Origin of the sequence: Sphingopyxis italica, from assembly GCF_011926545.1 — a bacterium.
Classification (GTDB): domain Bacteria; phylum Pseudomonadota; class Alphaproteobacteria; order Sphingomonadales; family Sphingomonadaceae; genus Sphingopyxis; species Sphingopyxis italica.
This window is the reverse complement of record NZ_JAATIT010000001.1, coordinates 1,417,603-1,441,979: the sequence shown is the minus strand read 5'-3', so window position 1 is coordinate 1,441,979 and position 24,377 is coordinate 1,417,603. Positions and strand designations below refer to the sequence as shown.

The window sequence follows — 24,377 nt, the reverse complement described above, 5'->3', positions numbered from 1 at the left end:
AGCATCGGCGCGGGGGACGCGCCGCCCGTGTGGAACGGGGTTGGATCGCCCCTATAACCGGCTCGGGATCAAGTCAATCGGGCTGCGCCGGGATGAACGGGGTCAGGGCCGCACCACGACGAGGATGACGATGATCGCCGCGGCGATTCCGGGCACCTCGTTGAGCATCCGCAGCCGCTTTTCGCTCAGCGGACGCTCGCCCTTCTGCAGCTTCTTGAAATAGCCGATCAGCCAGCCGTGATAACCCGACAGCGCGACCACGAGCAGCAATTTGGCGATGAACCAGCCCTCGCGCCAATAATCGCCGTTGAAGGCGAGCATCAGCCCAAAAACCCAGACGATGGTCAGCGACGGATTCAAGATGATCCGCCGCAGCCGGTCCTCGCGCTCGATCCACTTTCTGTCCTCGTCGGACCCGACGGGCGCTTGCTGGTGATAGACGAAGAAGCGCGGCATCATGAACAGGCCGGCCATCAGGAAAATCACGAAAATGATATGCGCGGCTTTGATCCAAAGCATCGTCGCCCCCAAAAAACCTGCCAGTTCCATAGATTATCCGCCGCGAACGCGTTTGATCAGATGTTCGACATGCGCGATCGGCGTGTCGGGCACGATGCCATGGCCGAGATTGAAGATATGGGGACGATCGGGGAACGCCGCAAGGATGCGATCGATCGCCGCATCGAGCGCGGCGCCGCCCGCGACGAGCGCGAGCGGGTCAAGATTGCCCTGCACGGGAAAATGCGCCGGCAAGGCGGCGTCGGCCCACACGGGATCGACCGTCTCGTCGAGCCCGATCGCATCGACCCCGGTCTCGTCGGCATAGGCGCGAAGCTTGCCGCCGGCCCCTTTCGGAAAGCCGATGACCGGCGTATCGGGATGGAGCGCCTTCAATCGCCGCACGATCTCGGCATTGGGCGCGATCACCCATTGCTCATATTGCGCGGGGCTGAGGCTGCCCGCCCAGCTGTCGAACAATTGCACGGCCTCGACGCCATTTTCGATCTGGCCCGCGAGATAGGTGACGGTCAGATCGACGATCGCATCGATGATCGCCTGGAAGGCCGCTGGATCGCCGAACGCGAGCCGCCGGGCTGCCGCCTGATCCTTCGACCCCTGCCCCGCCACCATATAGGTCGCGACCGTCCACGGGCTTCCTGCGAAGCCGAGGAAGGTCGTCTCGGGCGGTAGCGATGCGGCAACGCGCGCCACGGTCGCATAGATGGGGTCAAGCCGCTGCGGTGCCGCCTCGAGCGACGCCAGGGCGCCATCGACGAGCGGCGGCGCCAACCGCGGCCCCTCCCCCGCCTCGAACCACAGATGCTGGCCGAGCGCGTGCGGGATGACGAGAATGTCCGAAAAGAGGATCGACCCATCGAAACCGAAGCGGCGGATCGGCTGCAAGGTCACTTCGGCCGCGGCCTCGGGATCATAGCACAGCTCGAGGAAACCGCCCTTGGTCTCGCGCAAGGCACGATATTCGGGCAGATAGCGTCCGGCCTGACGCATCAGCCAGAGCGGTGGGCGTTCCTGCCGCACCCCGCGCAGCGTCGCGAGCAGTGTCTTCGGTGACGCCTTCACGCGGCCCCTCTTTCTCTCTTCATATAGTTTTAAATATGATTGTGGTGGTTTGTTGGTCGGCGGACAAAGCGGCTTTAGGCCGGGGCGTCCTTTTTGCCAACAGCTTGACTCCTTGTGTCGCCGGACGTGTCACGGAGTCGTGAGCGGCTTTGCCCCTAATTCACAGCCTGTGGATAAGATTCATCCTTTGTGGATAAGCGAGGGAGCGGAATCGGCGCGGCGGGGGATGAATCCTGCGTGCCGAATTCATACCCGTGCTTTTGCCAAACTTATCCACAAGGGGTTTTTCGTCATCGCGGGCGCGATCCGGCATTGCCTTTTTTCGCGGATTCCCGACATGGTGGCGCGATGGGCCGGCTTCACCTTCACCTCATATCCGATTCCACGGGCGAGACGCTCGAAAATATCGCCAAGGCGGCGATCGCGCAGTTCGACGATGTCGAAGTGGTGCGCCATTTCTGGCCGATGGTGCGATCGGAATCGCATCTCGACCGCATCATGGCCGAAGTGCAGGCCAGCCCGGGCATGATCCTCTTCACGCTGGTCAACGGCGAGCTGCGCGTCAGCCTCGAACGCCGCGCGAGCGCCCTCAATCTCCCCACCGTCGCCGCGCTCGATGCGGTGACCGACGCATTGTCGAGGATGCTCGGACAGGAAGCGAAGGCGCGCCCCGGCCGCCAGCATGTCCTCGACGCCGCCTATTTCGCGCGCGTCGAGGCCATACAATTCACCGTCGCGCACGACGACGGCATCGGCTGGGAAAATTGGGAACAGGCCGACATCGTGCTTGCCGGCGTCTCGCGCACCTCGAAGACCCCGACGAGCATCTATCTCGCGAACCGCGGCTTCAAGACCGCGAATATCCCGATCGTTCCCGAATCGCCGCCGCCCGGCGCGCTGTTCACGCTCAAGCGTCCGATGATCGTCGGGCTCACCACCGGGCTTGATCGGCTCGTCCAGGTGCGCCGCAACCGGCTGCTCTCGCTGAACCAGGCGCCCGAAACCGCCTATGTCGACGACGAGCGCGTGAAGGCCGAACTCGCTTATGCGCGCCGCATGTTCGCCGACAATGGCTGGCCGGTGATCGACGTGACGCGCCGCTCGATCGAGGAAACCGCCGCCGCGGTGATCAAGCTCGTCGAAGACCGGACCGGCGCATGACGTTGCTGCTCGCCTCGCAAAGCAGCGGCCGCGCCGCGATGCTCCGCGCCGCCGGGCTGAGTTTCGAAACCAGCGCCGCGCATGTCGATGAGGAAGCCCTCACCGCTTCCTTGCTCGCCGCCGGGCAGACCCCGCGCAATATCGCCGACGCGCTCGCCGAGGCGAAGGCCGTCAAAATCTCGTCGCGGCTTCCCGGCGTCACGGTGCTCGGCGCCGATTCGACGCTCGCGCTCGACGACGGCGCGATGCTGTCGAAACCCGAAAGCCCCGACGAGGCCGCCGATCATCTCCGCCGCATGGCCGGAACCCGCCACCGCCTGTTCAGCGCCGCGGTCGCCGCGCGCGACGGCGCGCCCGTCTGGCGCGCGATCGGCGAAGCGAAGCTCTGGATGCGCCCCTTGTCGGACGCCTTCATCGCCGACTATGTCGCGCAAAACTGGGACAGCATCCGCTGGACCGTCGGCTGTTACGAAATCGAAGGAGCGGGCGTGCAATTGTTCGACCGGGTCGAGGGCGACCCCTGGACCATCATCGGCATGCCGATGCTCCCCCTGCTTTCGTGGCTCCGCGCCACCGGATTGGCCCCGCAATGAATACGCCCTATGCCCCTCCTTACGCCGAGGTGATCGGCGACCCGATCGCGCAGTCGAAATCGCCGCTGATCCACGGCTTCTGGCTCGACGCGCTGGGAATCGCGGGCGATTACCGGCGCGCGCATGTGACGCCCGATGAGCTTGCCGGCTATATTGAAGAACGCCGCGCCGATCCCGACTGGCGCGGCTGCAACGTCACCATGCCACACAAGGGCGCGGTGATGGATCTCGTCGACGACCCGGGCGACATTCGCGGCACGATCGGCGCGATGAACACCGTGGTGCGCCAGCCCGACGGCGCGTTGATCGGCACCAATACCGATGCCGCGGGCTTTTATGCCCCGCTCGCCGAACTCGACCTGGAAGGCGCGCCCGTTGCGGTCGTCGGCGCCGGCGGCGCGGCGCGCGCGGTGCTGTTCGCGCTCGCGCGCGCCAACGTCGGCAAGGTGACGATCCTCAACCGAAGCCCGCTGAAGGCGATGGGCCTGCTCGCGACCTTCGGCCTCAAGGGCGACGTCGTCGCGCTCGACGCGCAGCTTCCGCCCGTATCGCTGCTCGTCAATTCGAGCAGTCTCGGCATGACCGGAAATCCGCCGCTCGATCTCGACCTGTCGCCGCTCCCCGAGGATGCGATCGTCTACGACCTCGTCTATTCGCCGCTTCAAACGGGGCTGCTCAAGGCCGCCGAAGCGCGCGGGCTCGACATTGTCGACGGGCTCGACATGCTGATCGGCCAGGCCGCGCTCGCTTTCGAACTCTTCTTCGGCGCGTCGCCGCCCGAGGGCCGCGACGAGGAATTGCGCGCTCTCCTAACGGCATGACGCACCGCAAGCGCCCCGGCTCGCCGCTCCGCCGGCCCTTCATTCTCGGGCTCACCGGCTCGATCGGGATGGGCAAATCGACCGCGGCGGCGATGTTCGAGCGTGAAGGCGTCCCCGTCTTCGACGCCGATGCCGAGGTGCACCGATTGCAAGGCCCCGGCGGCGCGCTCGTCGCGGCGATCGAGGCGCGCTTTCCCGGCACCACCGGCCCGAGCGGCGTCGACCGGCAGAAACTCGGCGCGCGCGTGCTCGGCAACACCCACGAACTCGCGGCGCTGGAAGCGATCGTCCACCCCGCGGTCGGCAAGGCGCAAAAACGCTTCCTCGCGCGCCACCGCGCGCGCGACGTCGTCGTGCTCGATATCCCCCTGCTCTTTGAAAAGGGCGGCTGGCGGCGGGTCGGCGCGATCGCCGTCGTCTCGGCGCCCGCGTGGATGCAGCGGCGGCGCGTGATGCGCCGCCCCGGCATGACCGCGGCGAAGCTGAAGGCGATCCGCCGCCTGCAGGTCCCCGACCGCGTCAAGCGGTCGCGCGCCGATTTCATCATCGAAACGGGCCGGCCCAAAAGCGAGACGCACCGTCAAATTCGCTTCATCGCCTCTTGTTTCCACGCCCGATAGGGTCCAGATTAAGGCTTCGATGCGCGAGATTATTTTCGATACCGAAACCACGGGTTTCGATCCCAGGAACGGGGACAGGCTGGTCGAAATCGGATGTGTCGAGTTGATCGACCGCCGCGAAACCGGCGTTACCTTTCACGCCTATTTCAATCCCGAACGCGACATGCCCGCCGCCGCCGAAGCGGTGCACGGCCTGTCGATCCAGTTCCTGTCGGACAAGCCGCTGTTCGCGACGCGCGTCGACGAGTTGATCGAATTCCTCGGCGACGCGCCGCTCGTCGCGCATAACGCCGCCTTCGACTTCGGCTTCGTCAACGCCGAATTCGCGCGGGCCGGCCGGCCCGCGCTCGACATGGCGCGCATGTGCTGCACGGTGCAAATGGCGCGCAAGCTCCATCCGGGCGCCAAGCACAGCCTCGACGCGCTCTGCACGCGCTACGGCATCGACCGCAGCCACCGAGTCAAACATGGCGCGCTGCTCGACGCCGAACTGCTCGCGCATCTCTATATCGAAATGACCGGCGGGCGGCAGATCGGCCTCGGCCTCGCGGCCGCCGCTTCCGTATCGGTGTCGATCGATGTCGCGACGCCCGCCGCGTCGCGCGAGCCCGACCGCCCCTTTCGCGAACCCCGTCCCCATATGGCGTCGGCCGCCGAACGCGCGCGACACGCCGAATTTGTCGCAGGGCTGAACCAGCCGCTGTGGCTCGATACGGTGTAACGACTCTCCCATTGTCGTCGCACCGGCCAAGAAGGAGAAGAAAAATGGAAATCCGCGTCTCTGGACACCAGATCGAAACCGGCGAAGCGCTTCAGGCGCATGTGTCGGACCGGATGAACGCGATTGCCGACAAATATTTCTCGCGCGCGATCGGAGCGCACGCGACCTTCGGGAAAGGTCCGCACGACAGTTTCCAGTGCGACATCGTCGCGCATGTGATGCAGGGCCTCGTGCTCAAGGGCCACGGCCAGGCGCAGGATGCGCATGTCGCGTTCGAGGGCGCGGCCGAACGCATCGAAAAACAGCTCAGGCGCTATATGCGGCGGTTGAAGGATCATAATAATGGCGTGGCGGCGCCGTCGCCGACCGTCGACGAGATCGAGGATAATGCGGGCTACACCGTCTTCGACGCCGGCAATGACGAGGATGCGGGCGACGCACCCGCGATCATCGCCGAAACGCGCGTCGATGTCCCGAGCAGCAGCGTGTCCGACGCGGTGATGATGCTCGACCTTCGCAACACCAACGCTTTGCTCTTCGTCAACAGCAAGACCGGCACGCACAATATGGTCTATCGTCGCGACGACGGGACGATCGGCTGGGTCGAACCACGATAGGGCTGGATTTTCTCCGCCATCCGGCTTAAGGGCCGCGCCCAACGATGCCCGAAGCCGGGATGGCGGGGGGCCTGCCACGACAGATCCGCAACCGCTTGCCAGCAGATGTTCCTGGCGGTGGCCGGCGTTTAACAAGATTTGACCAGAGCAATGAATCTTTCTTCCCTTCTCTATCCGGCGACCGTGCGCGCGCATGTTCAGCTCGATTCGAAAAAGGCGCTTTTCCCCTTCGTCGGCGATCTTGCGGCGCGTTCGCTCGGGCTCGACGCCGGCGAAGTCAGCGAGGCGCTGCTCGAACGCGAACGTCTGGGTTCGACCGGATTCGGCCGCGGCATCGCGCTGCCGCACGCCAAGATGGCCGACCTCGGCGGGGTGCGCGGCCTGTTTCTGCAACTGGCGAGGCCGATCGATTTCAACGCGGTCGACGGCCTGCCGGTCGACCTGCTCTTCGTCCTGCTCTCACCGCTCGACGCCGGCGCCGACCATCTGAAGGCGCTCGCGGGCGTGTCGCGGATGCTGCGCAACGAGGCGATCGCCGACCGGTTGCGCGGCGCGAAGAACGACGAAGCCCTCTACGCGCTGCTCGCCGACACCGAAACGCGTGACGCGGCCTGACAAAAGATCAGCCGCGCCCCTGCGAAGGCAGGGGCCCATCACCCCCCGTCGCGATTTCAGTTTCCTCCGCCTCAGGCCGGCAGGTTCGGTGATGGGCCGCTGCCTTCGCTGGGGCACAAGCTGAGATGACCCGCCTCAAAAGCCGTTTCCTTGTCGACCTGCTGCTCCGACGCACCGAGGCGGCCGGCGGCTTCGCCACGATTCTCGCCAAGGGCGACGACATATCGGGCATCATTCTCGTCCAGTGCAGCGATCGCGGTGAATCCGGGCCGCTTCTCGAGCGGCGCTTCGGCCTCGATGGCCACTATATCTGGGAGGAGGTTGGCCCGGCCGACCCAAAAGATGGTGAATCGCGCGCAAACTATCAGGACCGGCGGCGAAAGGTCGATCCCGATTTGTGGATCGTCGAACTGGATATCGCAGATGCGCCACGACTCGTCGCGGAGTGGGCCGCGTTAACTTGACTCTGTTGCGGCGCAACATAATTGGCGCCCATTCGATAACGCGTAGGTCGATCCGCGGGTTGCACTGATTTTTTTTACGGCGCACCCGGCAAAGCGGATTGGACACGCAGTCGGACGATGACCGCAGGCGGCGATACTGGACCATAGTCCCCCGCCTGGTTTGAGAGGTTCGGTTCATCGGCCGCACTTTTGACGGACACTATGAGTCGCATTTTGAACGTAGCCGGCATGGCTGCCGTGGGCATGACTGCCGCCTCCATGCTGCTTCTGGCGGAACCGGGCTTCGCAAGCGATCTTGCCGCCGACGCCAATCTCCCCGCCATCATCCTCCCGGGTGCCGACGCGCCGGCGGTCGAGGAAAAGGGGGATCTTCGGGCCGAAGCCGAAACGCCGGTCGAAGACAGCACTGAAATCGAAACCGAAGCCGATTCCGCGCCGACACCGGCGCCGGTCACCGCCGCTTCGCTCGCCGAACTCGTCGCCGCGACGCCGCGGCCCGCCGAAATCGACCCCGAACTGCGCTGCCTCGCCGGCGCGGTCTATTTCGAATCGCGCGGCGAATCGCTGCCCGGCCAGCTCGCGGTCGCGCATGTCGTGATCAACCGCGCCCAGTCGGGCCGCTTCCCCAAGAGCCTGTGCGGTGTCGTGCTTCAGAAGAGCCAATTCAGCTTCGTGCGCGGCGGCCGGATGCCAGCGGTGCGCAACACGGCGCTGTGGAACAAGGCCGTTGCGATCGCTCAGATCGCGCGCGACGGCACGTGGAAGAATCACGCCCCCGGCGCGCTTTTCTTCCACGCGCGCTACGTCTCGCCCGGCTGGCGCAAGACGCGCATCGCGCAGATCGACAACCATATCTTCTATCGCTGATCTTCGGGCGGGGTGCACAGCATCCCGTTCATTGCCAAGCCATAAATGCTGGCGCATGATGCGCCAATGACGCGTCCTATCTCCGTCGCCCTGCCTTTCGCAGCGGCGCTTGCACTCGGCGGCTGCGCGACGGCGGTCCCGCCGGTCGAAGTCACCCGTTTCCACACCAATGCGGTCGCCGGCTGGGCGCCGGGCACGCGCTACGCCATTGCGACCGCGCCGCTGGACGGCCCCGGAACGGAAGTCCCGGGTGCGGCGGCGATGCCATCGCTCGAATGGAACAGCTACCGCACCGCGGTCGATCAGCAGCTCCAGCGCCAGGGGTTGGTCCCCGCCGGATCGGGCGAACGCGCGCCGCTCCTCGTCCGCATATCCTTCGACCGCGCCGAACAGCTGCCCGAGGGGCGCCGCTCGCCCGTGTCGGTCGGCGTCGGCGGTTCGACGGGCAGCTACGGCTCGGGGGTCGGGCTCGGCATCGGGATCAATCTCGGCGGCGGTCCGAAGCGGATGGCTGATCTCCAGCTGTTCGTCCGCATCGACGATGCCGCATCCGGGCAGGCGCTGTGGGAAGGCCGCGCGTTGACCGCGGTTCCGGTCAAGGCGCCCGCCAATCAACCGAGTCTCGCCGCGGCGAAATTGGCCGAAGCCCTATTCAAGGACTTCCCCGGCGAATCGGGACGCACTATCAGCGTCAAATGACCATCAGCATCAACGCCGCTTTCGACAGCGGCAATATCGTCGTGGAAAATGTCGACGGCACGTCGGCGCGCCTTTCGATTCGCAAGGACCGCGAGTCGGATTTTTTCCAGTGGTTCCACTTCCGCGTGTCGTGCGCGGTCGGCGACGCGCTCGACCTCGCGATCACCGGGCTGGCGGAATCGGCCTATCCCGACGGCTGGCCGGGCTACGCCGCCTGCGCGAGCACCGATCGCGAAACCTGGTTCCGTCTCGACACCAGCTATGATGCCGGCACGCTGACGATCCAGCACACCGCCGAAAGCCCGATCCTCTATATCGCCTATTTCGCGCCTTACTCGATGGAACGCCACCACGACCTGATCGCCTCGGTCGCCGAATGCGAAGGCGTCACCTATCGCTGCCTCGGCACCAGCCTCGAAGGCCAGCCGATCGACTGCCTCGAAATGGGCACCGGCGACAGGCAGGTCTGGCTCTATGCGCGCCAGCATCCGGGCGAATCGATGGCCGAATGGTGGATGGAAGGCGCGCTCGAAAAGCTCACCGACCCGGCCGACCCGCACACGCGCTCGCTGCTCGGCAAATGCCGTTTTCACATCGTCCCGAACATGAATCCCGACGGCTCGCGCCGCGGCCATCTGCGCACCAACTATGCGGGCGTGAACCTCAACCGCGAATGGGACAATCCGACCGCCGAACGCAGCCCCGAAGTGCTCGCCGTCCGGGGTGCGATGGACGAAAGCGGTGTCGACTGGGCGATGGACATCCATGGCGACGAAGCGATCCCCGCGGTCTTCCTCGCGGGCTTCGAAGGCATCCCGTCGCTGAAACCCGAACAGAGCGAAAAATATAAGGCGTTCGAGGCCGCGCTTGCGACGAACACCCCCGATTTTCAGGTCGATCTCGGCTACGAACAATCGGCGCCGGGGCAGGCGAATCTCTCGATGTCGACGACGCAGCTCGCCGAACGTTTCGGCGCGGTGTCGATGACGCTCGAAATGCCGTTCAAGGACAATCGCGACCTCCCCGATCCGGTGCAGGGCTGGTCGCCCGAACGCTCGAAGCTGCTCGCGCACGCCTGCCTTCGGACGCTGGACCAGCTACTGTGAGCGACGCCTGGCGGATCGTCGAGGACGATCTGTCGGGCGCCGCGATCCGCGCGCTGCTCGAGCAGCATTTCGCCGGCATGCTCGCCAACTCACCGGCGGGTAGCTGCCACTTCCTCGATTTCGATGGCCTGCGAGCGGGCGACGTGACCTTCTGGTCGATCCACAAGGGCGAGGATCTCGCGGGTTGCGGCGCCTTGAAGATGCTCGATGGCGCGCACGGCGAGATCAAGTCGATGCGCACCGCCGAAGCCTTCCTGCGCCAAGGCGTCGCCGCGCACATGCTCGTCCATATCGTCGCCGAAGCACGTAGCCGCGGCCTCGAGCGGCTCAGCCTCGAAACCGGATCGGGACCCGCTTTTGAAGCCGCGCTCGCGCTCTATCGGCGTCATGGTTTCGAGGATTGCGATCCCTTCGCCGACTACAAACCCGATCCCTTCAGCCGCTTCATGACGCGAAAATTGTAAAGAGAACTCGCACAAAGCCACGAAGCCACAAAGCACCCCGTCGGCCGGATCGGCTGCCGCCGAAACCATTTCAAGAGCGCGCTTGGCGTTCGGCGAAAAGCCGCGCTAAAGGGCGGGACATCTCTCCAGCGCAAGGATCCCAAATGCCCCAGCTCATCCTCATCCGTCACGGCCAGTCGCAGTGGAATCTCGAAAACCGCTTCACCGGCTGGTGGGATGTCGATGTCACCGAAAAGGGCGTAGCGGAGGCCATCGCTGCGGGCGAGCTGATGAAGGCGAAGGGCATCGCCCCCGACACCTGCTTCACCTCGGTGCAGTCGCGCGCGATCAAGACGCTCAACCTCGCGCTCGAGGCGATGGGCCGCCTGTGGCTCCCCGTCACCAAGGACTGGCGCCTCAACGAACGCCACTATGGCGGGCTCACCGGGCTCGACAAGGCTGAGACCGCGGCGAAGCATGGCGACGATCAGGTCAAGATCTGGCGCCGCAGCTTCGACATCCCGCCGCCGCCGCTCGAAGCCGGCTCGCCGTGGGACCTGTCGAGCGACCCGCGCTACGCCGGCATCGACATCCCGTCGGCCGAAAGCCTCAAGGACACGATCGAGCGCGTGCTCCCCTATTATGAAAGCGCGATCGTCCCCGAACTCGCGGCGGGCAAGACGGTGCTGATCTCGGCGCACGGCAACAGTCTGCGCGCGCTCGTCAAGCATCTCTCGGGTATTTCGGACGCCGACATCACCGGGCTCGAAATCCCGACCGGCCAGCCGATCATCTACGACCTCGCCGACGACCTGACCGCGCGCGAACGCTATTATCTCAGCGAACGCTGACCGCAACGGGCAACATCTTGCCCCCACCTTCGCGAGGGCGAAGGTGGCATGATCAGTCGCGCAGCAGCTCGTTGATCCCGGTCTTGGCGCGTGTCTTGGCGTCGACGCGCTTGACGATCACCGCGCAATAAAGCGACGGCCCCGGCGTCCCGTCGGGGAGTGGCTTGCCCGGCAGCGAACCCGGCACGACGACCGAATAGGCGGGAACTTCGCCGATGAAGATTTCGCCCGTCGCACGGTCGATAATCTTGGTCGACGCGCCGAGATAGACGCCCATCGACAGCACCGCGCCCTCGCGCACGATCACGCCCTCGGCGACCTCGGCGCGCGCGCCGATGAAGGCGCCGTCCTCGATCACCACCGGCCCCGCCTGCAAGGGTTCGAGCACGCCGCCGATCCCGGCGCCGCCCGACAGATGGACGTTCGCGCCGATCTGCGCGCAGCTTCCTACGGTGGCCCAGGCGTCGACCATCGACCCTTCGCCGACATAGGCGCCGATATTGACGAAGCTCGGCATCAGCACCGCGCCCTTGCTGATAAAAGCGCCGCGGCGGACGATTGAACCGGGGACGGCGCGGAAACCCGCGCCCTTAAAGCGGTTCTCGCCCCAGCCGGCGAATTTCGACGGCACCTTGTCCCACCAGGTCGCGCCGCCGGCGCCGCCCTCGATGATCTCCATGTCGTTGAGGCGGAAGGACAGCAGCACCGCCTTCTTCAGCCACTGGTTGACCTGCCAGGTGCCACCGGCGTCGCGCTCCGCGACGCGAAAGCTGCCGTCGTCGAGTCCCGCGAGCGCATTCTCGACCGCCTCGCGCACCGCGCCGGTCGTCGTCAGCCCCAGCGTGTCGCGGTCATCCCATGCGGCTTCGATCGTCGATTGCAGGTCGGTCGTCATGAAATTCCCCAAGGTGAAGGTAAGCTATCGAGCCAGTCGGCGATGTCGATCGCGTGGAAATCGACATGGTCGGGCAGGTGGCCCCGATGACCGCTTTCGCTGCCATTGTCCAGCCAGACGGTCGTCATGCCGAGGGCTTTCGCGGGGGTCAGATTGCGCGCCATATCCTCGACGAACAGGCTCTTCGCCGGATCGACGCCGAGGTGCGCGACCATCATCTCATAGGCGGCCGCGTCGGGCTTCGGCGTATAGCGCGTGACCCTGATATCGCAGATGCCGTCGAACAGGTCGGCGATCCCGCGCGCTTCGAGCACGCGCGCCGCATAATCGGCATCGGCGTTGGTGAAGACCAGCTTGCGTCCCGGCAGCCGCCCGAGCCCGGCGCGCAGCCGCGTGTCGACGGTCAGCCGGTCGAGTGCGATATCATGGACGTCGACCAGGAAATCCTCGGGGTGGACGCCGTGATGGCGCATCAGCCCCGCCATCGTCGTGCCATGGTCGTGGAAATATCGCTTCTGCACGCGCCGCGCCTCGACCGCGTCGACGTTCAGCAGCCGCATGATGAAGGCTCCCATGCGCGCGTCGATCAGGTCGAACAGCTTCGCCGACGGCGCATAGAGCGTGTTGTCGAGATCGAAGATCCAGCTGTCGATATGGTCGAGCGCGGGGGGCATGATGCGGCGCATAAAGGCTGCGGTGGGCAGCGGCAAGGCGCTCGAAAGATCCTCCCTGTGGCGAAGCCATGGGGAGGTGGCAGCGGCGCAGCCGCTGACGGAGGGGCGATAGCGCGTCGTCTCGGCTCCTCCACCATCCGCTTCGCGGCAGGGAGGATCGGAACCCGCAATTAACCGCATTCTGCTACCCCTTCCCTCTCCGTCGCGTTAAAAGGCGGGCATCAGGGCAAAGGGGAACGGCGATGGCCGACGCGAACCGACGCAGCCGCATCCACCGGATGGCTGGGCGGTCTTTACCTCTTTTGTTTGGCATCGCCGCGCTCTCGCTTGCGGCGTGCGGTGGAGGTGGCGGCGGTGCCCGCCCCTCGCCGACTCCGGCTCCACCGCCCGCTCCGACGCCGACCCCCACGCCCACGCCCCCACCGCCGACCGGCAATTTCGACACCGCCGAAACGCGCATGTCCGACGGGGTCAATTTCCACGGCGCGATCACCGCTTATCGGGCGGGCGCAACCGGGCAGGGCATATTGGCGGGCGTCATCGACGACGGCATCGACCAGGACAGCCCCGAATTCGCCGGCCGCATCTCGCCGCAGTCGGCCGACCTCGCGGGATCGCGCGGCATCAACGGCGAAGGGACGCATGGCACCAATGTCGCGCAGGTGCTGCTCGGCGCGAAAAACGACGCCGGCACCTTCGGCATCGCCTTCGACGCCGGCCTGCTCGTGCTGCGCGCCGACCGGCCGGGCAGCTGCGCGACCGAGGATCCGTCGAACGACGAAAGCGGCTGCCGCTATCCCGAAACCGCGATCGCGGCGGGGCTCGACCGCGCGGTGAGCGCCGGCGCGCGCGTCGTCAACCTCTCGCTCGGCGGTGAGGATCCGCCGGGCGCGACGCTTCGCGCGGCGGTGTCGCGCGCGACCGCGGCGGGTATCATCGTCATCGTCGCGGCGGGCAACGACGGCGACACGACCGCGAACGGCAACGATCCGGACAACCCCGATCGTTTCGCGCAGGGGCTGCGCGATGCCGGCGGCGGGCTCGTCGTCATCGCCGGGTCGGTCGATGGCGGCGGCGCGATCTCGCCGTTCAGCAATCGCGCGGGCGGCTATGCGGGTTCCTATCTTACCGCGCTCGGCGAGGGCGTGTGCTGCGCCTATGAAAATGGCGCCCTCAAGACCGAGGGCGATTTCGTCTTCGTCCTCAACGGCACCAGCTTCGCCGCGCCGCAGATCGCGGGCGCGGTCGCGCTGATCGCGCAGGCTTTCCCGAACCTCACCAGCCAGCAGATCGTCTCGCTTCTCTACCAGTCGGCGCGCGATGCGGGCGCGGCGGGCGCCGACACCGTCTATGGTCAGGGCGTCCTCGACATCGCGCGCGCCTTCCAGCCGATGGGCGCGACCGCACTCGCCGGAACATCGACCGCCATCGCGCTGGACACCCCGCTCGGCGTCCTCGGCGGGCCGATGGGCGATGCGGGCGGCGCCGGTACGGTGGGTCTCGTCACCGACGGTTTCGGCCGCGCCTTCACCGTCGACTTCGGGGGATCGCTTGGCCTACGGCCCCCCGATTTCAAACTGTCGGGCGCGATCGGCGGCCTCGTCCGCCAGCAAAGCGCCGCCGGCCCGTCGCTCGCGCTTTCGCTCGTCACCGCGCCCGGCGCGGGCGGCACCGATGCGCTCGCCGGGCTGTCCTTTCACGACGCGCAACGCGCGCGCACCCTCGCCGCCTCGGTGATGACGCGCCTCGACGCGCGCACGCGCATCGGCTTCGCGGCGGGGCGCGGCACCGGCGGTCTACTCGCGGGCGAGCGCGGCGAAAGCGGCCATGCGATGCTGATCGGCGACGCCGCGCACGAGGGGCTGGGCTTTGCCGCGAGCCCCGGCGTCGGAACGATAATCCGACATAATATCCTTTATAATCAATATGTTAATATCATTGCGGAAAATGGCTGGGTCTCGGGCTCGCGCTGGCAGGACGACCCCCTCCTCCGCTACCGCTCGCGCCGCGACAGCCGCTACCAGCGGCTCGGCGCCGCATGGGACGGCCGCTTCGGTCCGATCCGCGCCGCGCTCGGCGCCAGCTGGCTGCGCGAATCGGACAGCCTTCTCGGCGCCCGCCTCGGCCCCGTCTTCGCCGCCGGCGGCGCGACCAGCCTCGTCGGCGATATGAGCTTCACGCTCGATATGCGCGAAGATTGGCAAATTGCCGCCGCCTGGCGCCAGATGTGGACCCGCCCCGACGCGCGCGGCCTCGTCGCGGGCGGCGCGCTCCGCTCGGCCGCCTTCTCGTTCGACATCGCCAAGGCGGGTCTGCTGCAAAGCGGCGACCGCGCCGCGCTCCGCTTCGCGCAGCCCCTGCGCGTCACGCGCGGCGGTATCGACCTGATGCTCCCCGTCGCGCACGACTATGCCAGCGGCCGCACCGATTTCGGCCGACGCACCTACAATCTCGCGCCGACGGGGCGCGAGCTGGTGGTCGAGGCGAGCTATGCGCTGTCGCTGTTCGACGGCGAACTCGTCGCCAACACATGGTGGCGCCGCGACCCCGGCCACATCGCCGCGATGCCCGACGACCGCGGCGCCGCGCTCCGCTTTACGAGAGGCTTCTGATCGGCTTTAACGCTCCCCAATCAAAACAGGGGATGCCGAAATGAAGCCGCTTTACCTCCTTCCGCTGGCGCTGTTCGGCGCGACGCTCGCCATGCCGCTCGCCGCGCAGGCGCCCGCGCGCACCATCATCCACGCTGGTCAATTGCTCGCCGAACCCGGCAAGCCCGCGCGCGGCGCCTCGACGATCATCGTCGAGGGCGGCAAGATCGTGAGCATCGCCGACGGCTATCAGGCGGCCGATCCCGGCGCGACGCTGATCGACCTCAAGGACAAATATGTCCTCCCCGGCCTTATCGACAGCCATGTCCATCTGACGAGTGACTCGGGCGGCATCGCCGGCCAGCTCGAGGAAATCACGCTCAGCCCCGCCGCACAGGCCTTCAATGCCGAGGCGAACGGGATGAAGACGCTGCGCGCGGGCTTCACCACCGTGCGCAACCTCGGCGACGGCGACGGGGCGACGCTGGCGCTCCGCGACGCGATCGCCGCGGGCAAGGTGCTGGGGCCGCGCATCGTCGATGCCGGCGCCAGCATTTCGGGCAGCGCGGGACATATGGACGGCTCGCTCGGTTATCGCGATGAACTCCGCCCCTTCTTCGCGGGCGCGGGCAACACCTGCAACGGCGCCGACGATTGCCGCCGTGCGGTGCGGCTTCAGATCGGCCGCGGCGCCGACGTGATCAAATTCGCCTCGACCGGCGGGGTCAACAGCCGGATAGGAGCGGGCCTCGGCAAGCAGATGTTCGACGACGAGGCGCGGGCGATCGTCGAGACCGCGCATATGTTCGGCAAGAAGGTGGCGGTGCACGCGCACGGCGCTGACGGCATTCGCCTTGCGATCGACGCCGGCGCCGACTCGATCGAACATGGCACGATCCTCGACGAACCGACGATCGCAGCGTGGGCGAAGTCGAAGACCTATTACGTCCCGACCCTCTCGACGGTGAACGGTTACAAGGAACGCCTCGCCGCGAATCCCGACGCTTATGAACCCGACGTGCTGGCGAAGATCAAATGGCGCATCTCGATCACCGGCAAAAGCCTCCAAACGCTCGTCCCGCGCGGCGTGCGCATCGCCTTCGGCACCGACGCCGGCGTCTCGAAACACGGCCGCAACGGCGACGAGTTCGAACTGATGGTCCAACACGGCATGACCCCGGTCGAGGCGCTCAAGGCCGCGACGGTCAACGCCGCCGACCTGCTCGGCTTGGGCAATGAGATCGGCACGATCGCGCCCGGCAAGAGCGCCGATATCATCGCGGTCGCCAGCGACCCCCTCGCCGACGTGCGCGTGCTCAAGAAGGTCGATTTCGTGATGGCGCGGGGGAGTGTCGTCGACTGATCAGAGCGCGTCGCGCAGCGCCCGCCACCGCTCCAGCTTCGCGGCGAAGCCGATCGTATGCGCCGCGCTGCTCGAAGGCAGGTCGACCACAGCGATACCTTCGAGTGGCGGCAATTGCCTTCGCCCGATCGCCGCGGCCTTGCCGCCGTTGAAGGCGATCGCGCGCAAATCGGGTAGGTCGGCGACCAGCGCCGCGAGGTCGTGCGCTTCGGCTTCGCGGATCAGCGAGTCGCTGCTCGTGTGCCGCTCGGCGCTGCGAATCACATCCCACAACCCGACCTTCGCCTCGCGCAGCACGGTGAGCCTTTCTTCATAGGGCATGTCCACGAGGCGCCGCTCGACCACCTCGCCCACGAGCCGCCAGAACTGGTTCGTCGGATGGGCATAATATTGCCGTTCGGCGAGCGAGCGGACCCCGGGCAGGCTGCCGAGGATCAGCAGCCGCGTATCAGGCGCGACGTGCGGCGCGAAACTGGCGTGGCGGACGGCGGGCATGGCTCCCGATAGCCCGTCCGGCCCGGCGCAACAATATTGCCTGCCCTCGACCCGCCCCTCTTGACCACAAGGGGAATCGGGTCTAGGGGCGCGCTCGACCGAAAAGGGCGGTTTGCCGCCTCTTTCAGTTGCAACAGCGCTTGAACATTGCTGGCGCGGATGGAGCCTCCGGAAGATCTTAGCGATCCGCCGGGGTCTTTTGCTGTTATCAGGTCGGCCGTTTTTCGCCATTTTTGGCGGGTTAGCGGCCGGAGCTTCATCCACCGCGGTACAGTAACCGTTCGCTTTGATGGGCGGACATTTAAAGGTGAAGCATTCATGCCCACGATCAACCAGCTGGTCCGCAAGGGCCGGACTCCCCAGAAGGTGAAGTCCAAGGTCCCGGCGATGGACGCAAACCCGCAAAAGCGCGGCGTTTGCACCCGTGTCTACACGACGACCCCGAAAAAGCCGAACTCGGCGCTCCGCAAGGTTGCGAAGGTCCGCCTGACCAACCAGCGCGAAGTCATCACCTACATCCCGGGCGAAGGCCACAACCTCCAGGAACACAGCGTCGTGCTGATCCGCGGCGGTCGTGTCCGCGATCTTCCCGGTGTGCGTTACCACGTCCTGCGCGGCGTGCTCGATACGCAGGGTGTGAAGGACCGCAAGCAGAGCCGTTCGAAATACGGTGCGAAGCGTCCGAAGTAAGGACCGCTTTTTCGGCTATTTGATCATCCCGCGAGCGCGCTGCGCCGGGATGCTGTTGTAAAGGAATACCCTATGGCTCGTCGTCGTCGTCCTGAACGCCGCGAAATCCTGCCCGATCCCCGTTTCGGTGATACGGTGCTGTCGAAATTCATGAACAGCGTCATGCTGGACGGGAAGAAGTCCGTCGCCGAAAGCATCGTATACGGTGCGCTCGAGTCGGTCGAAGCCCGCGCCAAGAAGGAACCCATCGGAGTGTTCCACGAAGCGCTGGCGAACATCCGCCCGAACATCGAAGTCCGCAGCCGCCGCGTCGGCGGTGCGACCTATCAGGTTCCGGTCGAAGTCCGTCCCGAACGTGCGCAGGCGCTCGCGATTCGCTGGCTGATCACCGCCGCGCGCAACCGCAGCGAAACCACGATGGCCGCGCGCCTGTCGGGCGAATTACTCGACGCGTCGAACAACCGCGGCAACGCGGTGAAGAAGCGCGAAGACACGCACCGGATGGCCGAAGCGAACCGCGCTTTCTCGCACTACCGCTGGTAATTTCACTTCCTATATTGGGGGAGGCGGTCACCGCCTCCCCCCAGCCTTAAGGAATCTCTCATGGCACGCAGCCATCCGCTCGAAAATTATCGCAACTTTGGGATCATGGCGCACATCGACGCCGGCAAGACCACGACGACCGAGCGCATCCTCTATTACACCGGCAAGTCCTACAAGATCGGCGAAGTCCATGACGGCGCCGCCACGATGGACTGGATGGAGCAGGAGCAGGAGCGCGGCATCACGATCACGTCGGCCGCCACCACCTGTCTCTGGAAGGCGGAAGAGGGCAATGGTCCCGAGCATCGCCTGAACATCATCGACACCCCCGGACACGTCGACTTCACGATCGAAGTCGAACGTTCGCTGCGCGTCCTCGACGGCGCGATCACCGCGTTCGATGGCGTTGCCGGCGTCGAGCCGCAGTCGGAAACCGTGTGGCGTCAGGCGGACAAGTATAAAGTTCCGCGGATGTGCTTCGTCAACAAGCTCGACCGCACCGGCGCCGATTTCTATTATTGCGTCCAGACGATCATCGATCGCCTTGGCGCGACGCCCGCCGTTCTCTATCTGCCCATCGGCGCCGAAGGCGACTTCAAGGGCCTCGTCGATCTCGTCAACGAGCGTGCGATCATCTGGAAGGACGAAAGCCTCGGCGCCGAATTCTTCTACGAGGAAATCCCCGCCGACCTCGCCGACAAGGCGGCCGAATATCGCGAAAAGCTCGTCGAGCTCGCCGTCGAACAGGACGACGACGCGATGGAAGCCTATCTCGAGGGCACCGTTCCCGACGTCGCGACGCTCAAGAAGCTGATCCGCAAGGGTACGCTGGCGCAGGCGTTCGTCCCGGTCCTCTGCGGCTCGGCGTTCAAGAACAAGGGCGTCCAGACGCTGCTCGACGCGGTTGTCGACTATCTGCCTTCGCCGCTCGACATTCCGGCCGTTCAGGGCATCAATCCCGACAACGACCAGCCCGACTCGCGTGAGACGTCGGACGCCGCGCCGCTGTCGCTGCTCGCCTTCAAGATCATGAACGATCCGTTCGTCGGTTCGCTCACCTTCGCCCGCATCTATTCGGGCACCCTGAACAAGGGCACCTACCTGAACTCGGTGAAGGACAAGAAGGAAAAGGTCGGCCGTATGCTGCTGATGCACGCGAACAGCCGCGAAGACATCGAAGAAGCCTATGCGGGCGACATCGTCGCGCTCGCCGGCCTCAAGGAAACCACCACCGGGGACACGCTCTGCGCGACGGGCGCGCCGATCATCCTCGAGCGGATGGAATTCCCCGAGCCGGTCATCGAGCTGTCGGTGGAGCCGAAGACCAAGGCCGACCAGGAACGCATGGGCATCGCGCTCAACCGCCTGGCCGCCGAGGATCCCTCGTTCCGCGTTTCGACCGACCATGAATCGGGCCAGACGATCATCAAGGGTATGGGCGAGCTCCACCTCGACATCCTCGTCGATCGCATGAAGCGCGAGTTCAAGGTCGAAGCGAACGTCGGCGCGCCGCAGGTGGCGTACCGCGAATCGCTCGCGAAGGCCGTCGACGTCGACTATACCCACAAGAAGCAGTCGGGCGGCTCGGGCCAGTTCGGCCGCGTCAAGGTCAGCGTCGCTCCCGGCGAACGCGGCGCGGGCATCACCTTCCTCGACGAGATCAAGGGCGGCAACATTCCGCGCGAATATATCCCGTCGGTCGAAAAGGGCATGCGCGAATCGGCCGAAAACGGTCACATGATCGGCTTCCCGATCATCGACTTCGAAATCAAGCTCACCGACGGCGCGTATCACGACGTCGACTCGTCGGCGCTGGCGTTCGAAATCGCGGGCCGTGCGGCGATGCGCGAAGTGGCGGCGAAGGCCGGCATCAAGCTGCTCGAACCGGTGATGAAGGTCGAAGTCGTCACCCCTGAGGAGTTCATGGGCGACGTGATCGGCGATCTCAACAGCCGCCGCGGGCAGATTCAGGGCACCGACAGCCGGGGCATCGCCCAGGTCGTCGAGGCGATCGTTCCGCTCGCGAACATGTTCGGTTATGTGAACCAGCTGCGCAGCTTCAGCCAGGGTCGCGCGAGCTACTCGATGCAATTCTCGCATTATGAGGAAGTGCCGACCAACGTTGCCGAAGAAGTGAAGGCCAAGATGGCCTGATGGGTCAAAGCCGCGCGGGCTTGCACCGCGCGGCGAGACCCGAATAAGCGCGGACTTGCACCGCGCGACAAGACCTACTAATGGCGGCGCCTGATTCAGCAGGCTCGTCCAGGACTGATCAACGCAAACATTGAACAAGAAGGTTATACATCATGGCCAAGGCTAAATTTGAGCGGACGAAGCCGCACTGCAACATCGGCACCATCGGTCACGTCGACCATGGCAAGACCTCGCTGACCGCAGCGATCACCAAGATCCTCGCGGAAAACGTCGCGGGTAACGCGGCCGTCGACTTCGCGAACATCGACAAGGCGCCCGAAGAGCGCGAGCGCGGCATCACCATTTCGACCGCCCACGTCGAATATGAAACCGACGGCCGCCACTATGCGCATGTCGATTGCCCGGGCCACGCCGACTATGTGAAGAACATGATCACCGGTGCCGCCCAGATGGACGGCGCGATCCTCGTCGTGTCGGCCGCTGACGGCCCGATGCCGCAGACGAAGGAGCACATCCTGCTCGCGAAGCAGGTCGGCGTTCCGACGATGGTCGTCTTCCTCAACAAGGTCGACCAGCTCGACGATCCCGAACTGCTCGAACTCGTCGAGCTCGAAATCCGCGAAGAACTTTCGAAGCGCGACTTCGACGGCGACAATATCCCGATCATTCCGGGTTCGGCTCTCGCCGCCCTCGAAGGTCGCGACGACAACATCGGCAAGGACGCGATCCTGAAGCTGATGGCGGCCGTCGATGCGTGGATCCCGCAGCCGGAACGTCCGCTCGACAAGCCCTTCCTGATGCCGATCGAAGACGTGTTCTCGATCTCGGGTCGCGGTACCGTCGTGACCGGCCGTATCGAAACCGGCGTCGTCAAGGTGGGTGAAGAAGTCGAAATCGTCGGCATCAAGGACACCAAGAAGACCGTCGTCACCGGCGTCGAAATGTTCCGCAAGCTGCTCGACCAGGGTCAGGCTGGCGACAACGTCGGTGCGCTGATCCGCGGCGTCGGCCGTGAAGAAGTCGAGCGTGGCCAGGTTCTGGCGAAGCCCGGCTCGATCACGCCGCACACCGAGTTCACCTCGGAAGTGTACGTCCTGTCGAAGGACGAAGGCGGCCGTCACACGCCGTTCTTCGCGAACTATCGTCCGCAGTTCTACTTCCGCACCACCGACGTCACCGGTGAGGTCATCCTCCCCGAGGGCACCGAGATGGTCATGCCGGGCGACAACGTCCAGCTGTCGGTCAAGCTGATCGCTCCGATCGCCATGGACCCGGGTCTCCGCTTCGCAATTCGCGAAGGTGGCCGCACGGTCGGCGCAGGGGTTGTGGCAACCGTCACAAAGTAATATAGGGCCGCGAGCCGCGCGATTCGGAACTGATTCGCGCGGCTCGTAGCTTAAAGAATTTTGATGGCCGATCCGGTTTCCACGCGGAAATCGGAGCAGGCCATTTCGGCTCTTTCGCATCGTTAGACGGGATTCGACTGGAATAGTCATGGAAACGCAGAATATTCGCATTCGCCTGAAGGCCTTTGATCACCGCGTGCTCGATCAGGCCACCACCGACATTGCCGATACGGCACGTCGTACCGGAGCGCTTATTCGCGGCCCGATCCCGCTTCCGACGCGTATTGAAAAATTCACCGTGAACCGCGGCCCGCATGTCGACAAAAAGTCGCGCGAGCAGTTCGAGGTGCGCACCCACAAGCGGCTGCTCGACATCGTGCAGCCCACCCCGCAGACGGTCGACGCGCTGATGAAGCTCGATCTCGCCGCGGGCGTGAACGTTGAGATCAAGCTGGCCTAAGGCCAGCGAAGCCCCGGTGAAAACCGGGGTCTCTATCGGCAGGCGGTTCGCCGCCTGCATCGTCCGGAGCGATCCGGACCGACGATAGGGTGGATACCGCCGGTCGGTTTCTCCGGAAGCCATTACGACCGGGCTGCGTCCCCCGTCTCGCCGCTTCTCCTTCGGGATGGCGGCACCTCAGCCCGGACGGGGCGATGTATCGAAATTTTGGGCTGGGAGGGTTCCATTGGGGCAACGCCTTGATGGGTCCCGCAAGCCGTGCGGAATGGTCCGCCCGGCCTCTGTTGAGGAGTATGATCATGCGTACTGGCGTGATCGCGAAGAAAATGGGGATGACCCGCCTGTTTCAGGACGACGGCCGCCACGTGCCCGTCACCGTCCTGAGCCTCGAAGGCTGCCAGGTCGTCTCCGTGCGCGATAAAGAACGTGACGGCTATGTGGCCGTTCAACTCGGTGCCGGTTCGGCCAAGGCGAAGAACGTCGCCAAGCCGCAGCGCGGCGCCTATGGCAAGGCCGAAGTCGAGCCCAAGGCGAAGCTCGTCGAATTCCGCGTCGCCGACGACGCGGCGCTCGACGTCGGCGCCGAACTGTCGGCCGACCACTTCGTCGCCGGCCAGATCGTCGACATCCAGGGCGTGACCCAGGGTAAGGGCTTTGCCGGTGCGATGAAGCGCTGGGGTTTCGGCGGCATGCGCGCGACCCACGGTGTTTCGATCAGCCACCGTGCGCATGGTTCGACCGGTAACCGCCAGGATCCGGGCCGCGTCTTCAAGAACAAGAAGATGGCCGGCCACATGGGCGCGCGCAACCGCACCCAGCAGAATCTCGAAATCGTCCGCACCGACGTCGAGCGCGGCCTTCTCTTCGTCAAGGGCTCGGTCCCTGGTTCGAAGGGCGGCTGGTTGCTCGTCCGCGATGCGGTGAAGCTGCCCCGCCACCCGGAGGCCCCCTATCCGGCGGGCGTCAAGAGCGCGGCCAACACCAACGATGCCCCGGCTGACGCGCCGGTCGAAACGCCGGTCGAAGAAACCGTCGTCGACACCGCGGCCACCGACGGCGCACAGGAGTCCTGATCATGAAGGTCAAGGTTCAGACCCTCGACGGCAAAGCCGGCACCGACATCGATCTCAACGACGACGTCTTCGGTGTCGACGCCCGCGCCGACATCCTGCATCGCGTCGTGGCCTGGCAGCTCGAAAAGCGCCGTGGTCCGGCTCGTGCCGCCCGCGAACGCAGCGACGTGTCGCGCACCGGCAAGAAGTTCGGTCGTCAGAAGGGCGGCGGTACCGCACGTCACGGCGATCGCAAGGCGCCGATCTTCATCGGTGGTGGTAAGGCGCATGGCCCCCGTGCCCGCACCTTCGGCCACTCGCTGAACAAGAAGATCCGCACCCTCGGCCTGAAGATGGCCTTGAGCGACAAGGCGAAGGGCGGCAAGCTCGTCGTCATCGACACGCTCGAGCTCAAGGACGCGAAGACCAAGGCGCTGGCCGGCAAGCTCGGCAAGCTCGAACTCGGCAATCGCGCCCTCTTCATCGACGGTGACGCGGTGCACGAAAGCTTCGCAATGGCTTCGGCCAACCTCATCGGTGTCGACGCGCTGCCCGCCATCGGTGCCAATGTCTATGACATCATCCGTGCCGACACGCTGGTCCTGACCCGCGCGGCGGTCGAACAGCTGGAGGCCCGCTGCAATGGCTAAGGCAAAAACCATCGACGCGCGTCACTATGACGTGATCCTCGCTCCGGTGATCACCGAAAAGTCGACGCTGCTCAGCGAAAATGACGCGGTGGTGTTCAAGGTCGCGAACGACGCGACCAAGCCCGCCATCAAGGCCGCCGTCGAGGCGCTGTTCGATGTCAAGGTATTGAGCGTCAACACGCTGATCACCAAGGGCAAGACCAAGCGCTGGAAGGGCAAGCCCTACACCCGCAGCGACGTGAAGAAGGCGATCGTTCGTCTGGCCGAAGGCCAGTCGATCGACATCACCGAAGGAGTGCGCTGAC

28 protein-coding genes are annotated in these 24,377 nt (G+C 65.5%); 23 read left to right on the top strand and 5 right to left on the bottom strand.

Annotated elements, in window-relative coordinates:
• Nucleotides 1–102 precede the first annotated feature (102 nt).
• Both GGR90_RS06670 and hemE read right to left on the bottom strand, forming a co-directional pair.
• The gene (locus GGR90_RS06670) at nucleotides 103–519 is read right to left on the bottom strand and encodes a CopD family protein (RefSeq protein ID WP_381448552.1); all 417 of its coding nucleotides are present in this window, start codon (nucleotides 517–519) and stop codon (nucleotides 103–105) included.
• 33 nt (nucleotides 520–552) lie between these two features.
• Complete coding sequence (gene hemE / locus GGR90_RS06665; RefSeq protein ID WP_167920464.1) at nucleotides 553–1,581, bottom strand: uroporphyrinogen decarboxylase; 1,029 nt, start codon at nucleotides 1,579–1,581, stop codon at nucleotides 553–555.
• 348 nt (nucleotides 1,582–1,929) lie between these two features.
• Between hemE and GGR90_RS06660 the strand changes: the two genes are divergently transcribed.
• The 13 genes from GGR90_RS06660 to gpmA all read left to right on the top strand — a co-directional run bounded on the left by GGR90_RS06660 (nucleotide 1,930) and on the right by gpmA (nucleotide 11,159).
• Entirely contained in the window at nucleotides 1,930–2,742 is an 813-nt protein-coding gene (locus tag GGR90_RS06660) for a pyruvate, water dikinase regulatory protein (RefSeq protein ID WP_167920462.1), read from the top strand.
• Entirely contained in the window at nucleotides 2,739–3,335 is a 597-nt protein-coding gene (locus GGR90_RS06655) for a Maf family protein (RefSeq protein WP_167920459.1), read from the top strand. Before GGR90_RS06660 ends, GGR90_RS06655 begins: the two co-directional genes overlap by 4 nt.
• On the top strand, nucleotides 3,332–4,156 hold the full coding sequence (gene aroE, locus GGR90_RS06650; protein WP_167920457.1) for a shikimate dehydrogenase: 825 nt from the start codon (nucleotides 3,332–3,334) through the stop codon (nucleotides 4,154–4,156). The genes GGR90_RS06655 and aroE overlap by 4 nt, the downstream gene beginning before the upstream one ends.
• Nucleotides 4,153–4,776: a dephospho-CoA kinase gene (gene coaE, locus GGR90_RS06645; RefSeq protein WP_167920453.1), complete on the top strand. Its 624-nt coding sequence runs from the start codon at nucleotides 4,153–4,155 to the stop codon at nucleotides 4,774–4,776. Before aroE ends, coaE begins: the two co-directional genes overlap by 4 nt.
• 19 nt (nucleotides 4,777–4,795) lie before the next feature.
• Nucleotides 4,796–5,497, top strand: coding sequence for a DNA polymerase III subunit epsilon (gene dnaQ / locus GGR90_RS06640; RefSeq protein ID WP_167920450.1), 702 nt, complete (start codon nucleotides 4,796–4,798; stop codon nucleotides 5,495–5,497).
• A gap of 44 nt (nucleotides 5,498–5,541) precedes the next feature.
• Nucleotides 5,542–6,114, top strand: a complete 573-nt coding sequence (gene hpf, locus GGR90_RS06635; protein ID WP_167920448.1) for a ribosome hibernation-promoting factor, HPF/YfiA family — start codon at nucleotides 5,542–5,544, stop codon at nucleotides 6,112–6,114.
• A 150-nt stretch (nucleotides 6,115–6,264) separates the two neighbouring features.
• A complete protein-coding gene (locus tag GGR90_RS06630; RefSeq protein WP_167920446.1) occupies nucleotides 6,265–6,729 on the top strand; it encodes a PTS sugar transporter subunit IIA in 465 nt (154 codons plus the stop codon).
• A 125-nt stretch (nucleotides 6,730–6,854) separates the two neighbouring features.
• Nucleotides 6,855–7,193, top strand: coding sequence for a DUF1491 family protein (locus GGR90_RS06625; RefSeq protein WP_167920444.1), 339 nt, complete (start codon nucleotides 6,855–6,857; stop codon nucleotides 7,191–7,193).
• A 201-nt stretch (nucleotides 7,194–7,394) separates the two neighbouring features.
• Entirely contained in the window at nucleotides 7,395–8,060 is a 666-nt protein-coding gene (locus tag GGR90_RS06620; protein ID WP_167920442.1) for a cell wall hydrolase, read from the top strand.
• A gap of 66 nt (nucleotides 8,061–8,126) precedes the next feature.
• Entirely contained in the window at nucleotides 8,127–8,759 is a 633-nt protein-coding gene (locus tag GGR90_RS06615) for a DUF4136 domain-containing protein (protein WP_167920440.1), read from the top strand.
• Entirely contained in the window at nucleotides 8,756–9,865 is a 1,110-nt protein-coding gene (locus GGR90_RS06610; RefSeq protein WP_167920438.1) for a M14 family metallopeptidase, read from the top strand. The genes GGR90_RS06615 and GGR90_RS06610 overlap by 4 nt, the downstream gene beginning before the upstream one ends.
• Entirely contained in the window at nucleotides 9,862–10,329 is a 468-nt protein-coding gene (locus tag GGR90_RS06605) for a GNAT family N-acetyltransferase (protein WP_167920436.1), read from the top strand. The genes GGR90_RS06610 and GGR90_RS06605 overlap by 4 nt, the downstream gene beginning before the upstream one ends.
• 143 nt (nucleotides 10,330–10,472) lie before the next feature.
• Nucleotides 10,473–11,159 carry a 2,3-diphosphoglycerate-dependent phosphoglycerate mutase gene (gene gpmA / locus GGR90_RS06600; RefSeq protein WP_167920434.1) on the top strand — a complete coding sequence of 229 codons (687 nt, stop codon included), beginning with the start codon at nucleotides 10,473–10,475 and terminating at the stop codon, nucleotides 11,157–11,159.
• Between the two features lie 52 nt (nucleotides 11,160–11,211).
• On the opposite strand, the gene dapD is transcribed toward gpmA, so the two are convergent.
• Both dapD and GGR90_RS06590 read right to left on the bottom strand, forming a co-directional pair.
• Nucleotides 11,212–12,054: a 2,3,4,5-tetrahydropyridine-2,6-dicarboxylate N-succinyltransferase gene (dapD, locus tag GGR90_RS06595; protein ID WP_167920432.1), complete on the bottom strand. Its 843-nt coding sequence runs from the start codon at nucleotides 12,052–12,054 to the stop codon at nucleotides 11,212–11,214.
• Nucleotides 12,051–12,740 (bottom strand): pyrimidine 5'-nucleotidase, encoded by a 690-nt coding sequence (locus GGR90_RS06590; RefSeq protein ID WP_245198419.1) that lies wholly within the window; start codon nucleotides 12,738–12,740, stop codon nucleotides 12,051–12,053. The genes dapD and GGR90_RS06590 overlap by 4 nt, the downstream gene beginning before the upstream one ends.
• A 446-nt stretch (nucleotides 12,741–13,186) precedes the next feature.
• Here GGR90_RS06590 and GGR90_RS06585 point away from each other — a divergent pair, with 446 nt between their 5' ends.
• Together GGR90_RS06585 and GGR90_RS06580 are read left to right on the top strand one after the other, a co-directional pair.
• Complete coding sequence (locus tag GGR90_RS06585; RefSeq protein WP_167920430.1) at nucleotides 13,187–15,340, top strand: S8 family peptidase; 2,154 nt, start codon at nucleotides 13,187–13,189, stop codon at nucleotides 15,338–15,340.
• A 40-nt stretch (nucleotides 15,341–15,380) separates the two neighbouring features.
• The gene (locus GGR90_RS06580; protein ID WP_167920409.1) at nucleotides 15,381–16,682 is read left to right on the top strand and encodes a metal-dependent hydrolase family protein; all 1,302 of its coding nucleotides are present in this window, start codon (nucleotides 15,381–15,383) and stop codon (nucleotides 16,680–16,682) included.
• On the opposite strand, the gene GGR90_RS06575 is transcribed toward GGR90_RS06580, so the two are convergent.
• Nucleotides 16,683–17,177 carry a DNA-deoxyinosine glycosylase gene (locus GGR90_RS06575; RefSeq protein ID WP_167920407.1) on the bottom strand — a complete coding sequence of 165 codons (495 nt, stop codon included), beginning with the start codon at nucleotides 17,175–17,177 and terminating at the stop codon, nucleotides 16,683–16,685.
• 318 nt (nucleotides 17,178–17,495) lie between these two features.
• On the opposite strand from GGR90_RS06575, the gene rpsL reads away from it, so the two are divergent.
• The 8 genes from rpsL (at nucleotide 17,496) to GGR90_RS06535 (ending at nucleotide 24,376) form a co-directional block, all read left to right on the top strand.
• Nucleotides 17,496–17,867 (top strand): 30S ribosomal protein S12, encoded by a 372-nt coding sequence (rpsL, locus tag GGR90_RS06570; protein ID WP_037515637.1) that lies wholly within the window; start codon nucleotides 17,496–17,498, stop codon nucleotides 17,865–17,867.
• Between the two features lie 72 nt (nucleotides 17,868–17,939).
• Entirely contained in the window at nucleotides 17,940–18,410 is a 471-nt protein-coding gene (gene rpsG / locus GGR90_RS06565; protein ID WP_039578261.1) for a 30S ribosomal protein S7, read from the top strand.
• Between the two features lie 60 nt (nucleotides 18,411–18,470).
• Nucleotides 18,471–20,564: an elongation factor G gene (gene fusA, locus GGR90_RS06560; RefSeq protein ID WP_167920405.1), complete on the top strand. Its 2,094-nt coding sequence runs from the start codon at nucleotides 18,471–18,473 to the stop codon at nucleotides 20,562–20,564.
• A 152-nt stretch (nucleotides 20,565–20,716) separates the two neighbouring features.
• Nucleotides 20,717–21,910 carry an elongation factor Tu gene (tuf, locus tag GGR90_RS06555; protein ID WP_167920403.1) on the top strand — a complete coding sequence of 398 codons (1,194 nt, stop codon included), beginning with the start codon at nucleotides 20,717–20,719 and terminating at the stop codon, nucleotides 21,908–21,910.
• 148 nt (nucleotides 21,911–22,058) lie between these two features.
• The gene (gene rpsJ, locus GGR90_RS06550) at nucleotides 22,059–22,370 is read left to right on the top strand and encodes a 30S ribosomal protein S10 (RefSeq protein WP_003042199.1); all 312 of its coding nucleotides are present in this window, start codon (nucleotides 22,059–22,061) and stop codon (nucleotides 22,368–22,370) included.
• Nucleotides 22,371–22,669: 299 nt separating this feature from the next.
• Entirely contained in the window at nucleotides 22,670–23,443 is a 774-nt protein-coding gene (gene rplC / locus GGR90_RS06545) for a 50S ribosomal protein L3 (protein ID WP_167920401.1), read from the top strand.
• A gap of 2 nt (nucleotides 23,444–23,445) precedes the next feature.
• A complete protein-coding gene (gene rplD / locus GGR90_RS06540) occupies nucleotides 23,446–24,072 on the top strand; it encodes a 50S ribosomal protein L4 (RefSeq protein WP_167920399.1) in 627 nt (208 codons plus the stop codon).
• On the top strand, nucleotides 24,065–24,376 hold the full coding sequence (locus GGR90_RS06535; RefSeq protein WP_167920397.1) for a 50S ribosomal protein L23: 312 nt from the start codon (nucleotides 24,065–24,067) through the stop codon (nucleotides 24,374–24,376). Before rplD ends, GGR90_RS06535 begins: the two co-directional genes overlap by 8 nt.
• Nucleotide 24,377: the final 1 nt, after the last annotated feature.